The sequence below is a fragment of the Bradyrhizobium sp. JYMT SZCCT0428 genome (assembly GCF_018131075.1).
Classification (GTDB): Bacteria; Pseudomonadota; Alphaproteobacteria; order Rhizobiales; family Xanthobacteraceae; genus Bradyrhizobium.
Map to the genome: position 1 here is coordinate 1 of NZ_JAFCLS010000097.1, position 12,605 is coordinate 12,605.

Consider the following 12,605-nt stretch of genomic DNA (forward strand, 5'->3'; position numbering starts at 1 on the left):
CGCTCAAGTGAGAACTCGTAAAACAGCGGGGCCTGATCAACCTGCCGCGGACCCATCATCGATTCGATCTCCCGCCCAGACGGGACGGAATGAATCAGCGATCACGGTCGGCTTCAACACCGAGTTTTTCAACACAATCGGCACGAAACGGACCTGCCGACCGGCTCTGACGATGTCCGTTCACCGGGGTAGACCGGAAGTCGCCGTGGTCCGGTCGCTCCGGTCGCACCGACGCGAATGACCCGGAGCGGACATTGGCGGTGGTTTGTTCGATTGGTAGGCTCGGCAAACTACATTTATTTTTTTAGGAGGCGGACAATGCCAACTCAGGAGGATGTATCCAATCACTACACGCATGGCGACTTGGCTGCTGCAATCCGCAGTGGGATCGAGTCCCTTGGCAAAGCGATCATTTCCGTAACGGTCGACGATCTTGCCCCTGTTGATGAGTTCCATATCGGGGGGCGTCAGGCATCCGAAGATTTTCTCGCTCAACTCGACCTCTCTCGGGGAATGCATGTACTCGACGTAGGGTGTGGCCTTGGGGAGCAGCGCGCCTTGTCGCCAGCCGGTATGGTTGTCGGGTGACTGGAATTGATCTGACGCCCGAATATGTGGAAACCGCAAAGGTCCTGTGCAGGTGGGTCAGGCTGGACAGCAGTATTTCACTGCATCAAGGCAGTGCGCTTTCAATGCCGTTTGCTGATCGCGCTTTCGACCGCGCATACATGTTGCACGTCGGTATGAATATCGACGACAAAGCAAAACCTTTTTCGGAGGTTAGCCGTGTTCTGCGATCAAACGCACTTTTCGGGATCTATGACGTCATGAGGGTTGGCGATGGTGAGCTTACGTATCCTGTTCCGTGGGCAACAACGGCAACGTCAAGTGCGATCGCGAAGGCTGCTCAATATCGTGAGGCGCTGCAAGCGGCCGGCTTTTCGGTCGTTGCCGAACGTAACCGGCGAGACTTCGCGCTTGCGTTCTTTGATCAACTACGCGCCAAAACTGCGGCAGCGGGTGACCCACCCCCGCTTGGCCTTCATATCTTGATGGGTCGGAACACACCGGACAAGGTGCAAAACATGATCCAGAATATATCTAATGGCCGCATTGCACCAGTTTAGTTGCTCGTTCGGAAAGCGTGACACGCGGAACTCGCGCACCAATATCTTTCTTGGCACTTCTCGGAGTCGCACCAGTCTGTTCTGGTTCGCTATCAGGGGATAAACGACAGTAACAGTGACAGTGACAGCGACAGTGACGTCGTCAAAGTGACGGGGGCACGCGTTTCATTCAAGCCGATAGTTGCAGCACCGGCTCTTGTGATACCCTGATCATCTTTCCATGGTGCATGGTGCGGCATGAAATGCCCGAGCTGCCTGGTGAACGTTCCCGAGGAGAGGCGGTTCTGCACAGAATGCGGGGCGCTGCTGCCCTCTCGTTGTCCGAGTTGCGGTTGTCTCAACCCGCAGGGCTCAAAGTTTTGCGGCGATTGCGGTGCGGAGTTCGGCCCTGTGTTAACGCTGGCACGACCGGACCAGCCTGCTCCACCGCAATCGACTACGTACGCCGAGCGGCGGCAGCTCACGGTGATGTTTTGCGATCTCGTCGGCTCGACGGCGCTCGCCTCGCGGCTCGATCCCGAGGACCTACGCGACGTGATCGGCGCGTATCATCATTGCGTGGCCGAGACCGTTCGCCGCTTTGATGGCTTCGTCGCCAAGTACATGGGCGACGGGGTACTTGTGTACTTCGGCTATCCCGCGGCACACGAAGACGACGCTGAGCGGGCCGTTCGGGCCGGTCTTGCCGTCGTGGAGGCCGTCGGGCACCTCCTAGTCCCGGAGGAGGCGCTGCGGGTCCGTATCGGCATCGCGACCGGGCTGGTGGTGGTCGGCGACCTTATCGGGGTTGGCGCCGCCCAGGAACAGGCGGTGGTCGGCGAGACGCCAAATCTCGCCGCCCGGCTGCAAGCTCTCGCCGAGCCGAACACGGTGGTGATCGCCCATGCTACGCACCGCCTCACCGGCGGGCTCTTCCAGTACGAGAACCTCGGCGCAGTCGAGGTCAAGGGCTTTGCGGAACCAGTGCCGGCCTGGCGTGTCTTCGGTGAAAGCGCGGTCGAGAATCGCTTCGAGGCGCTGCACCCCTCGGGCGGCGAGACGCCGCTGGTTGGGCGCGAGGAGGAGATCGAACTTTTGCTCCGGCGCTGGCAGCGAGCCAAGAGCGGCGAGGGTCAGGTTGTACTGCTTTCCGGCGAGCCGGGCATCGGCAAGTCGCGCATGACCGCTGCGCTCCAGCAGCGGCTCGCGGGCGAGCCCCACACTCGATTGCGCTATTTCTGCTCGCCGCACCACCAGGACAGCGCACTCCACCCAACCATCGCGCAGCTGGAACGCGCCGCCGGCTTAGCGCGGGAAGATACGCCCGAGATCAAGCTCACCAAGCTGGAGGCATTGCTCGCTACGACGCAGCCATCGAATGAGGACATGGCACTTCTCGCCGAGCTGCTGTCGATCCCGGCCGCCGCCACCGACCGTTATCCAGCCCCAAACCTCACGCCCCAGCGCAAGAAGGAACAGACGTTCGAAGCGCTGTTGCGGCAGCTCGCGATGCTGACGCGGCAACGGCCGGTGTTGATGATCTTCGAGGATGTCCATTGGGTCGATCCCACGTCGCGGGAGCAGCTCGACCTTGTCATCGGGCGGGTGCAGCGCTTGTCCGCGCTGCTGCTCATTACCTTCCGCCCCGAATTCTCGCCCCCCTGGACCGGCCAGGCACACGTGACCACGCTGACGCTCAACCGGCTTGATCACGGCGAGAGTGCAGCGCTGGCGCAGCGGATCGCAGGCAATAACGCCGCGTTGTCTGCCGAAGAGGTGGACGAGATCGTCGAGCGGACGGACGGCGTGCCGCTATTCGTGGAGGAGCTCACCAAGGCAGTGGTCGAGGCCAACGAGCGCGAATCCGGTGCCGAACTCGTCCTATCGGGAATTCCCGCCGCTGCGCACGCTGTGCCGGCGACGCTGCACGCCTCGCTCATGGCCCGGCTCGACCGGCTCGGCCCGGCGGCAAAGGAACTGGCGCAGATCGGTGCCGCCATCGGACGGGAGTTCTCTTACGAGCTGCTCGCGGCAGTCGCCGCGCCGCGCCCTGAGATGGAGGTCCGGAATGGGTTGAGTCGGCTGGTCGGCGCCGGGCTGCTCTTTCAACGCGGCACGCTGCCAGAGGCGACCTACCTCTTCAAGCACGCGCTGGTGCAAGACGCCGCCTACTGCACCCTCCTACGTAAGCAGCACCGTCAACTCCACCAGAGCATCGCGCAGAGATTGGAGCAGAACGATCCGGACGTTGTGCAAGGCCAACCCGAGTTGCTGGCGCATCATTACAGCGAGGCCGGTCTTCACAAAAGCGCCATCGTGTACTGGACAGCGGCGGGCGAGCGTGCCGTGCGGCGCGCCGCCAATACGGAAGCGATCCGACATTTTCGCCGGGCACTCACGTTGCTTGACGTCGAACCTGGCGCTTCCGATCGCGCGACCACGGAACTCAAAATCCTCGTGCAACTAGGACCGGCGATGATGAGCACGCAGGGATGGACCGCACCGGAGGTAGAAAGAGTCTACGACCGAGCGCTCCAACTCGCACGCGCAATGGACAGCTCGGCCGATTTGGTCGCCCCTCTTCTTGGTCTATGGCTGTTTCACAACACCCGCGGCGAGTTCGCGAAGGCGCGCGAGTCGATTCGGGAGCTGTTCCGGGTCGCGCATACGTTGAACGATCCCAATCTTTTGCTTCAGGCACACCATGCCGCCTGGCCGACACCGATGCTGTGCGGCGACTTTGCCGACGCCTACAAGCACGTCGAGCAGGGGCTCTCGCTGTATGACGAGCGGCAGCATCGACATCATGCCTTCCATTACATCGGACACGATCCAGCGGTATGTGCTCATGCGCTCGGTGCGATCATCGCGTGGGTGCTGGGTCATCCGGAACGAGCAGCGCAGCACGCCGACAGCTCGATGCAGCTCGCGCGGCGATTGGAACATGCGCCCACTCTCGCCCATGCACTCTGGTTCGTATGCACGTACAATGTCCTGCGCGCGGATGTGGCGGCAGCACTCACGACAAGCACAGAGCTGTTGGCGCTCTGCGAGAAGCACCAGCTTGCGCTACCGAAAGCCGCGGGCATGCTGTTCCGCGGATGGGCGCTGGTCCGCGTCGGCGAGGTTGAGGTGGGCCTGGAACTCGTTCGCAGGGGAGTGGCGGCATGGGAGCGAAGCGGGGCCGGCGCCTTCCTCCAGCAAGGGAGATTTCTGCTCGCCGAGACCTGCAGCGTCTGCGGGCGCCGCGAGGAGGCCTTGGAGCTATTAAAAACGGCGCTGACGCACGGCACCCAAATCGGGGCGAGATGGTGTGAGGCTAGGGTTCATCATCTGCGCGCCGAGCTGTTCAGCGCGTCCGCAGAATGGCCCCAAGCGGAAGAGTGCCTCCGGAGGGCAGTTGACGTCGCACGCCAGCAGAACGCGCGCTCATTCGAACTTCGAAGCGCCATCAGCCTCGCCCGGCTCTGGCGCGACCGCGGCCAGCGCCGCGAAGCCCGCGATCTCCTCGCGCCGGTCTACGGCTGGTTCACCGATGGCTTCGACATGCCTGATCTTCGCGAGGCGAAGGCGCTGCTCGATTTGTTGCATTGAACGAGCCAGTTCAACCGCCGCGTTCACGAAGTATGAAAACGCGAAATAGCAGTAGTTCCAGCGGCGTTACGGTCTCAGAACGGACCTTTGCTGGTGCGGCTCTCGTCGTAAAAGGCCCCACACTTCCAGAATCCGGTAACGCACACCTGTCCACTGCAAGCGGTCTCGATCCCGAACCTGCGACGATTTGGGCGCGAGAATGCGTCTGCTGTTGGCACTTTTCGGAGCTGACGCATCTGACTGGCGATGTCCGCTGATCGTGGAAGAACGGAAGTTCGCGGCGCGCTGTCAAAGGGATGCGATTGACCAAAGCGGACGTCAGGACTGGTGCAATATCGACTAGCACAGCGACCTCTATCTACCTCTTGCTCTGAGCCACTGCCTTGAGAAACTCCCGGAGAGCCTGGCTGGCCTGAACCGTGACATCATTGTTGTACTCGTGATGGTGCCCGAAATACGTGACCGGCACCTGAAAAAACGGAAGGTCAAACCCATGGTAAGCGTTGGGATACACGATGAGCTGGACCGGGATGCCCTCGCCCTTTTGCCGGGACATTCCGGAATCGTCCTCACCTGCATTCTAACCTCAGGCGTTGGTTTATCGACCGACAGGTCGCAGCGCGCTTTGCATTGTCTAGACGACAGACTTCGCGAGCCGGTCGTGATACAAGGGTTGAAATCATATGCGGGTGGGACCCATGACAGGAAAGAACGTCTCGCGCATCGATCTCTACGAAGCTGTCTACCAGGCCGCAGGACTGTCACGATCCGAGTCTTTGGCCATGGTTGAATTGGTGCTCAACGAGATCACCGACACTTTGGCGAAGGGCGAAACCGTTAAGCTCTCGTCGTTCGGCTCGTTCATCGTGCGCAAGAAGAAACAGCGCGTCGGCCGCAATCCAAAGACTGGAACTGAGGCGACAATTTCGCCCCGTAGGGTCGTGGTATTCAAACCGTCGGCGATCCTGAAACAGCAGATCAACGGCAAACCGTCTGGAACAAAGGCAACTACGATCGCGGAGCTTGGCTCTTCAGCGCTGCTGCGGCCGCGCTCAGCCGATGTCCGCTCTTGACGTCCTAGCGGCGGACGTTGAGCATGGGCAATTTGAGGTCCGTTTTTGGACCTGAGCGGAAGTGCCGCGCGTTGATTTGCTGAGCAACCTCCTTCCTAGGCTGGTCAAATGACCGGTTTGCCGACGCCGCCCCCAACTCAATCTTTTGTCGGACGCGTTTATCGCCGCCGACTTTCCGCCAGCGTAATAGCGCCGGCAGCCACCAGGACAATGACGATGACGGTGGCAAGCGCCTCCACCGAGGCCAGGGTGTCGTACCAGTTGTTCCAAAGCTCAAGCATGCGCTGGCCTCTATCGAGCGCGCCCACCAGCGATAAAATACACTCTGTCGAAAGGACGTGCCTTCACGCACAAGAATACAATGCTACGTTTCGTCGCGTGCGTTTTGATCGCGCGGCAACATGACCTATGCCGTACCGGTATTGGGGCCGCGCTACCCTTCGGACGGCCGCATATCGAGCGAGGTAGATTACGGTCACCGCGCGGTGAGTCGGCCGGACCGAGAACATGATCGTCTTGCCCTAAATCCTGGCATGTCTGCTGATCGGGGAAGAGCAGAAGTTCGCGGCGCGCTGTCAAAGTGACGGGATTGACCCATATGAGACATTCGACCGCTTGGACCTGCGCCGCAAGAGCGCTTACACTCTGGTTGAGCGCATCGGGAGCAGAGACTGGCAATGATGCGGCGTGATTTCATCGTGCTTCTCTGCGGCGCGGCGACGATGAGCCCGCTCATGGCGCTTGCCCAGAAGGCGCCAATAGTGATTGGATTCCTCGGTAGCCAGGCGCCTCCGCCTCCCAAAGATGCTCAGGGCAGTGCAATCGCCCAAGGTTTCCTCGAAAACGGATTAGTCGAAGGCCGCGACTATGTCTTCGAACAACCGCGCTTCACGGGTGGCGACGATGAGCGCTTTCCAGAGCTTGCGCGCGAGTTAGCTCAGAAAAATGTACGAATAATCATAACGAACACTCCCGCCGGCGTCCGTGCGGCGCAACGCCTCGATCCGCCCGTGTCTGTTATCATGACAAATATGAACGACCCGGTAGGGGCTGGTCTGATTGCAAGCCTTGCTCATCCGGGCAATCACACAACCGGCACAGCTAGTTTAAACGAAGATGTCACGCCTAAGCTATTAGAGTTTGTGCGTGAGATCGTCCCAACGGCGAGCGTGTTAGCCGTCCTATTCAACCCCCGAAATCCGACCAACCCAGTGATGGTGGACGTCCTGCGGGCGAAGGCCGAGCCTTTCGGGATTACGGTATTTCCCTTTGCGTTGACGTCGCCCGACGAACTTGAGGCCGCGTTCGCCACGCTCGCAATCCGCCGCCCGGACGCAATTCAAATTATATCAGATCCCAGAACAAGTGATCTGGGCAATCGCATCGCTGCACTCGCGATAGCGCATCGGCTTCCGACGTTTTCGAACAATCTAGTGTTCGTTGAAGCCGGCTGTCTGATGAGCTATAGTGCGTCTCTACGGAAAATTCTTCGCCGCACAGGATACTATGTGAAGAGAATATTGGACGGAGCGAACGCCGGCGATCTGCCCGTGGAGCAGCCGACGGGACTTGAACTATTCATCAACCTTAAGACCGCTAAGGCTCTCGGCATCGAAATCCACGCGACGCTGCTCGCCCGCGCTGATCAGGTGATCGAATAGGCTGCTTCATTTCCGCTATTGGCACTTTTCGGACCTGACGCACCCGGTCGGCGATGTCCGCTGACCGGGAAAGAGCAGAAGTTCGCGGCGCGCTGTCAAAGTGACGCGATTGACCCGAAGCGGACGTTCTTGATGCTGCGATGCTCAGGAGCAGCTTCACCATCGTCGCAGGTCAGGCAACTGGATGCCGAAGGTCTGTTTCCATAACATAGTTTTCGTAAGCCTGATCAGCGATCACAAAATGCGTAGAGCCGATCTTATTGAAGCCATGCCGAAGATAGAAGTCGATTGCTCGGCTATTTTCGGCATTGACCTTTAGCCAAGCGCTTTCGCCCCCATGCCCCCTGCAGTGATCCAAGGCACGATGCAACAGCGCGACGCCTCTTCCGTTTGACTGGTGCCTGGGTTGAACATACAGGGTCGTGATTTCCAGCGGTGAACAATTGGCGAGTGAGGACGTGGCCGTCGAACAAACTGTCACGAAACCATCAATTCCCATCCGGTTTTCTGATACCCAGATTGCCAGTTTGGGATCGCCGATAGAGTTTCGAAACTTCTGCGCTGTGAATTCTGAAAGTACATAGTCCGCGAATAATGGACTAACTCCATCTCGGACGTACGTGTTCAACCAGACTTCTATGCTCAACGCAGCCAAACTAGACGCGTCTCGTTTTTCAGCCTTCCTGATCATGCCTACTCACATCGTTGCATCAGGCTTTCACTATCAGCAAGACCTCTATGATAACGGAGCACGTGTGGCAACGACGCAAAGGGGTGCGATCGGCACTTCGATTTCAGTATTCTTGAGGTCCGTTTTTGGCACAAAGCGGCGGTTATAGAGGGTGGGCAGAGCATGTCTGCTCTGCCCGGGTATTTCAGACATCAACCTGTTCCGCTATTGCCAGAGCGTCATCGACCTCGATGCCGAGATACCGGACCGTGCTTTCGATCTTGGTATGCCCGAGCAAGAGCTGCACGGCTCATAGATCGCCCTTCCGCCGGTAGATCAGGGTAGCTTTTGTGCGTCGCAGTGAATGCGTCCCGAACAACCTCGGATCAAGTCCTATGCTGCCGATCCACTCGGAGACGAGGCGGGCGTATTGGCGGGTGGTCATACTTCGGTTAGTACCGCGATGGCCGGTGAACAAAACTCGCCGGGCCGTTTGCCGGTAACCTTTAGATAATCATCGACCGCTTGGCGCGTCTGCTCGCTCAATTCAAATCTGACAGGCCGCCCGGTTTTCTTTTGCCGCACCGTTGCGCGGTCCGCCGTATAGCCGCCTGCGGCGACATCCTCGACCCGGATGGCCACGACATCACAGCCACGAAGTTTGCTGTCGATTGCCAGATTGAACATGGCCAAGTCGCGAGCGCGGCCCTCGATCTGGAGTTTCGTCCGGATTGAGCAGACGTGCTTAGGGCGCAGCGGCGGCTTCGCCCCGGTCAGCTTTCCCTTATTCCACGGCACCCGCTTGGGCGCTGGGACAGCATTCACGTGATCCTGCGCGGGTTATAATACTCCTCTCGGTTACAGAGGGAGCAAGCACGAGCCAGGGGAATGGGCATTGGAATCACGTCGGCTTTCGGGCCTAAGCGAACTTCTGGGCCGGTCTCGCGGCAAATGCCCTGTAGCGTTTGACCCTTAGCGGTCATGGCGCAACGCAGAATAGCGGAATGCCGCGCTCGACATCTTTGCGCCTCCAACACCCCGGACTCCCATGCCGCGATGTGGTATGCTTCGACTTGGATTTGGCGTGGTCCTGAGCCTCCCTGGAGGGCTGCATGAGACGGCGCAATTTCATCAGTCTTCTTGGCGGTGCGGCGGTGGCATGGCCGCTCGCTACGGCGGCTCAGCAGAGCACTAGTAGCAAGCGTCTTGCTATCTTCAGCCCAGCAGAGCCAAGCGCGGACTTGCATGAGCATAGCAAAACCAAATATTGGCGAGCCTTATTCGCTGAGCTTCGGCGGTTCGGGCAGATCGAGGGACAAAACCTCAAGGTCGAAAGTTACGGCCGAGAGCAGAACACGCCGGGCCCCGAAGCCCTGGCGACGGAAATCGTTCGGAGCAACCCGGATGTCATCTACGTCGTTGGTCCCGGCGCAGTCATCTTCAAAAAGCTAACATCGCGTATTCCGATCGTAGTGATAACTGCCGACCCCGTTAAGGAAGGGCTCGCCAAAAGTTTGGCTCACCCGGGCGGCAATTTCACGGGAGTGACCGTCGACGCCGGTTCATCCATTTATGGAAAACGGATTGCACTGCTGCGCGAGATGGTTCCGACGATGTCGAAACTTGGCTGTCTCGCTCTTCGATTGCAATGGAATGGGCCAATCGTAGGTCCCGCAATCCGCGCAGCGGCCGAAACGGCAGGCCTCCCTCTCGCGGTGTCTTTACTGGACATTGGTGCCAGCGAAGCAGACGTTCGGGCGGCCATCGAGAGTATCTCCCGCGACGGTGCAAATGCGGTCATGGTCCTCCCTTCGCCTGAGACCTTTCAAAACAGCGCTTTGATCGCCAAGTTAATCGGCGACGCGAAGCTTCCGGCGATTTTTTCGTTTACCGAATCTGTCGAGGCCGGGGGCTTAATAGCCTATTCCTTCGACCTGATCGAACTGTATAAGCGCGCCGCCCACACTATCGACGCAATTCTCCGAGGAGCAAAGCCCAACGACATCCCGATCTACCAAGTAACCAAATTCGAGTTGTCCCTCAACCTCAAGACAGCCAAGCAGCTGGGGCTTTCCGTACCTCCTGCGCTCGTCGCGATTGCCGATAAGGTAATTGAGTGAACAAGCAGAGGTCCGTTCTTGGCACCTTTGAGACATGCCGACCGGTCGTGACGATGTCCGCTTCGGGTGGCAGACCGGGAGTCATGGGCAGACCGTCAAAATAAAGCGAATGACCCCCAGCGGACATTTGTTAGTCAGCCGTCAACCAAGTGTAAAATCGATGATCGCTTGTTATTCAAGTTCGTCTTTCGGTTGGAGAGGCGCACTGGATTGATACGTTCCGGCGGAAACTAACTTGGCGTTTCGGGGATTGCGGGTTACACTATGCTTATGAAGACGAACAAGAGTTTCCGGCTTGTTCTAATCAAGCCGTCGCATTACGATAATGACGGTTATGTCATCCGATGGTGGCGCGGCGGGCTGCCTTCGAATTCGCTGGCCTGCCTCTATGGCATCGCGCTGGAATGTCGCGAGCGCCAGGTTCTCAGCGCTGATTTCGACATCGACATCGAAGCGATCGACGAGACCAACTGGAAAGTGCGGGTCGAGGATCTGACGCGCTCGATCAAGGCGGCGGATGCCGGCATGGTGATGCTGGTCGGCGTGCAGTCCAACCAGTTTCCGCGCTCGCTCGATATCGCAAAACAGTTTCGCAGCCGGGGAATCCAGGTCGCGATCGGTGGCTTCCATGTGTCCGGCACCCTTTCGATGTTGCCGGAGCGAGATCCCGGCGTTCAGGAGATGATGGACCTCGGGGTGTCGGTGTTCGCCGGTGAAGCTGAAGGCCGGCTTGAGGGCCTGTTGCAGGACGCGGTCGCTGGAAAACTGCAGCGTCTATATAATTTCCTCGGCGACCTGCCGCACCTCGAAGGCCAGCCGTTGCCGATCATTCCCCGCCAGCAAATCGAGCGGGTCACCGGCCACACCACCAGCTTCGACGCCGGGCGCGGCTGCCCGTTTCAGTGCTCGTTCTGCACCATCATCAACGTGCAGGGCCGCAAGTCGCGGCGCCGGACCGCGGACGACATCGAAGCGGTGATCCGCGGCAACGTCGCGCAAGGCATCTACGGCTTCTTCATCACAGACGACAATTTTGCGCGCAACAAGGATTGGGAGACGCTGCTCGATCGGATCATCGAACTTCGCGAAACGGAGGGGTGGGGGCTCAGCTTCACAATCCAGGTCGATACACTTTGCCATAAGCTCCCAAACTTCATCGAGAAGTGCGCAAAGGCCGGGGTCCGGCGGTGTTTCATCGGCCTGGAAAATATCAACCCGGACAGTCTCCTCGGCGCCAAGAAGCGCCAGAACAAGATCACCGACTACCGCGAAATGATGCTAGCCTGGAAGCAGGCCAAGATTATGACCGTTGGCGGCTACATCCTCGGCTTCCCGAACGATACGCCGGCGTCGATCGTCCGCGACATCAAGATCGTCCAGGATGAGTTGCCGATCGACATGCTGGAGTTTTTCTTTCTCACGCCGCTGCCCGGCTCGGAGGACCACAAGACGCTGTACGCGAAGGGCGTCACGATGGATCCGGACCTCAACAAATACGATCTAGACCACGTCACGGTTGCGCATTCGAACATGTCGAAGGCGGAATGGGAACGTGCTTATAAGCTGGCCTGGGACACTTACTTCAGCTGGGAGCACGTCGAAACCATCATGCGGCGTGCGGCGGCGACCGGTAACAACGTCGGCAAGATCAAGACCTATGCGCTCTATTTCAAGGGTTACCATCCGATCGAGCACGTCCATCCGCTCGAAGGCGGTGCGCTGCGCCTGAAAAGTCGGCATGAGCGCCGGCCGCATCTGCCGGTCGAACCGGCCTGGTTGTTCTATCCGCGCTACTTTGCGGAGACCGCCGTGAAGGCCCTGCGATGGGCAACGCTCGCGGTCCGTCTCGAACGGCTTGCGCGCAAAGTCAAGAACGATCCGCAGCGGCTCGAATATATGGATCAAGCGCTGATGCCGGTAGTCAACGAAGTTGAGAACCTTGAATTGTACAAGACCAGGTCCAGCCAGGCTTTTCTCGATCAGCGGCGGCATATCGAAGAGGCGCAGAAGCCCAAGATCGTAGCGCGGTAAAGTTCATAGCCTCCTCGGCATTTCCCGGACCTTCCAAAGCAGGCGCCGACCAATCGAACTCCCGCAAAATTGCCCACGCATGTTCATGAGATGGTCGGTTGGCGATGGTGTTTGCTGCGGTGCATGAGTCTCCTACTGGCACCTTTGAGACATGCCCGCCTATCCTGAGAATGTCCGTTCACCGTAGTAGACCGGAAGTCGCCGTGGTCTGGCCAAACCGACGCGAATGACCCAACTGAGACGTCGAGCTTGACCGCGTCTGCGGTCGGTTATGTGCCAGTTCTTACTCGCCGTTCGTTCGCGAAGTGCTAGTCTTAGCCATTGCACAAGGCATGTTCTCGGTGGGGTCA

At 59.1% G+C, this 12,605-nt stretch carries 10 protein-coding genes and 3 pseudogenes; 9 read left to right on the top strand and 4 right to left on the bottom strand.

Annotated elements, in window-relative coordinates; genetic code table 11:
* Window positions 1-318: 318 nt before the first annotated feature.
* The 5 genes and pseudogenes from JQ575_RS42230 to JQ575_RS46820 form a co-directional block, all read left to right on the top strand.
* Window positions 319-588, top strand: a complete 270-nt coding sequence (locus JQ575_RS42230) for a hypothetical protein (protein WP_212039054.1) — start codon at window positions 319-321, stop codon at window positions 586-588.
* Window positions 585-1,127: a class I SAM-dependent methyltransferase gene (locus JQ575_RS42235; RefSeq protein WP_212039055.1), complete on the top strand. Its 543-nt coding sequence runs from the start codon at window positions 585-587 to the stop codon at window positions 1,125-1,127. Before JQ575_RS42230 ends, JQ575_RS42235 begins: the two co-directional genes overlap by 4 nt.
* A 237-nt stretch (window positions 1,128-1,364) precedes the next feature.
* Window positions 1,365-1,490, top strand: a pseudogene (locus JQ575_RS46815) (double zinc ribbon domain-containing protein); the annotation flags it as partial.
* A 27-nt stretch (window positions 1,491-1,517) separates the two neighbouring features.
* The gene (locus tag JQ575_RS42240) at window positions 1,518-4,700 is read left to right on the top strand and encodes an AAA family ATPase (protein WP_312016125.1); all 3,183 of its coding nucleotides are present in this window, start codon (window positions 1,518-1,520) and stop codon (window positions 4,698-4,700) included.
* Between the two features lie 76 nt (window positions 4,701-4,776).
* Window positions 4,777-4,839, top strand: a pseudogene (locus JQ575_RS46820) (SEC-C metal-binding domain-containing protein); the annotation flags it as partial.
* 219 nt (window positions 4,840-5,058) lie between these two features.
* Here JQ575_RS46820 and JQ575_RS42250 read toward each other — a convergent pair.
* On the bottom strand, window positions 5,059-5,256 hold the full coding sequence (locus JQ575_RS42250; RefSeq protein ID WP_212039057.1) for a hypothetical protein: 198 nt from the start codon (window positions 5,254-5,256) through the stop codon (window positions 5,059-5,061).
* Between the two features lie 142 nt (window positions 5,257-5,398).
* Here JQ575_RS42250 and JQ575_RS42255 point away from each other — a divergent pair, with 142 nt between their 5' ends.
* Window positions 5,399-5,773 (top strand): integration host factor subunit alpha, encoded by a 375-nt coding sequence (locus JQ575_RS42255; RefSeq protein WP_212039058.1) that lies wholly within the window; start codon window positions 5,399-5,401, stop codon window positions 5,771-5,773.
* A gap of 158 nt (window positions 5,774-5,931) precedes the next feature.
* Here the strand turns inward: JQ575_RS42255 and JQ575_RS45960 are convergent, their stop codons facing one another.
* A complete protein-coding gene (locus tag JQ575_RS45960; RefSeq protein WP_283814210.1) occupies window positions 5,932-6,054 on the bottom strand; it encodes a hypothetical protein in 123 nt (40 codons plus the stop codon).
* A 396-nt stretch (window positions 6,055-6,450) separates the two neighbouring features.
* Here JQ575_RS45960 and JQ575_RS42260 point away from each other — a divergent pair, with 396 nt between their 5' ends.
* Complete coding sequence (locus tag JQ575_RS42260) at window positions 6,451-7,434, top strand: ABC transporter substrate-binding protein (protein ID WP_212039059.1); 984 nt, start codon at window positions 6,451-6,453, stop codon at window positions 7,432-7,434.
* 172 nt (window positions 7,435-7,606) lie between these two features.
* Here JQ575_RS42260 and JQ575_RS42265 read toward each other — a convergent pair whose 3' ends face one another.
* Both JQ575_RS42265 and JQ575_RS42270 read right to left on the bottom strand, forming a co-directional pair.
* Entirely contained in the window at window positions 7,607-8,125 is a 519-nt protein-coding gene (locus JQ575_RS42265) for a GNAT family N-acetyltransferase (RefSeq protein ID WP_212039060.1), read from the bottom strand.
* A gap of 184 nt (window positions 8,126-8,309) precedes the next feature.
* Window positions 8,310-8,791 (bottom strand): annotated as a pseudogene (locus tag JQ575_RS42270) (tyrosine-type recombinase/integrase).
* A 425-nt stretch (window positions 8,792-9,216) separates the two neighbouring features.
* Between JQ575_RS42270 and JQ575_RS42275 the strand changes: the two are divergent.
* Both JQ575_RS42275 and JQ575_RS42280 read left to right on the top strand, forming a co-directional pair.
* The gene (locus tag JQ575_RS42275; protein ID WP_212039061.1) at window positions 9,217-10,224 is read left to right on the top strand and encodes an ABC transporter substrate-binding protein; all 1,008 of its coding nucleotides are present in this window, start codon (window positions 9,217-9,219) and stop codon (window positions 10,222-10,224) included.
* Window positions 10,225-10,494: 270 nt separating this feature from the next.
* Complete coding sequence (locus JQ575_RS42280; RefSeq protein ID WP_212039062.1) at window positions 10,495-12,255, top strand: radical SAM protein; 1,761 nt, start codon at window positions 10,495-10,497, stop codon at window positions 12,253-12,255.
* Window positions 12,256-12,605: the final 350 nt, after the last annotated feature.

What these genes read in the sequence shown, in the direction of transcription:
- JQ575_RS42260 (WP_212039059.1), top strand. Translation starts at nt 6,451, where the DNA reads ATGATGCGGCGTGATTTCATCGTGCTTCTCTGCGGCGCGGCGACGATG.
- JQ575_RS45960 (WP_283814210.1), bottom strand. Translation starts at nt 6,054, where the DNA reads ATGCTTGAGCTTTGGAACAACTGGTACGACACCCTGGCCTCGGTGGAG.
- JQ575_RS42280 (WP_212039062.1), top strand. Translation starts at nt 10,495, where the DNA reads ATGAAGACGAACAAGAGTTTCCGGCTTGTTCTAATCAAGCCGTCGCAT.
- JQ575_RS42250 (WP_212039057.1), bottom strand. Translation starts at nt 5,256, where the DNA reads ATGTCCCGGCAAAAGGGCGAGGGCATCCCGGTCCAGCTCATCGTGTAT.
- JQ575_RS42275 (WP_212039061.1), top strand. Translation starts at nt 9,217, where the DNA reads ATGAGACGGCGCAATTTCATCAGTCTTCTTGGCGGTGCGGCGGTGGCA.
- JQ575_RS42255 (WP_212039058.1), top strand. Translation starts at nt 5,399, where the DNA reads ATGACAGGAAAGAACGTCTCGCGCATCGATCTCTACGAAGCTGTCTAC.
- JQ575_RS42230 (WP_212039054.1), top strand. Translation starts at nt 319, where the DNA reads ATGCCAACTCAGGAGGATGTATCCAATCACTACACGCATGGCGACTTG.
- JQ575_RS42265 (WP_212039060.1), bottom strand. Translation starts at nt 8,125, where the DNA reads ATGATCAGGAAGGCTGAAAAACGAGACGCGTCTAGTTTGGCTGCGTTG.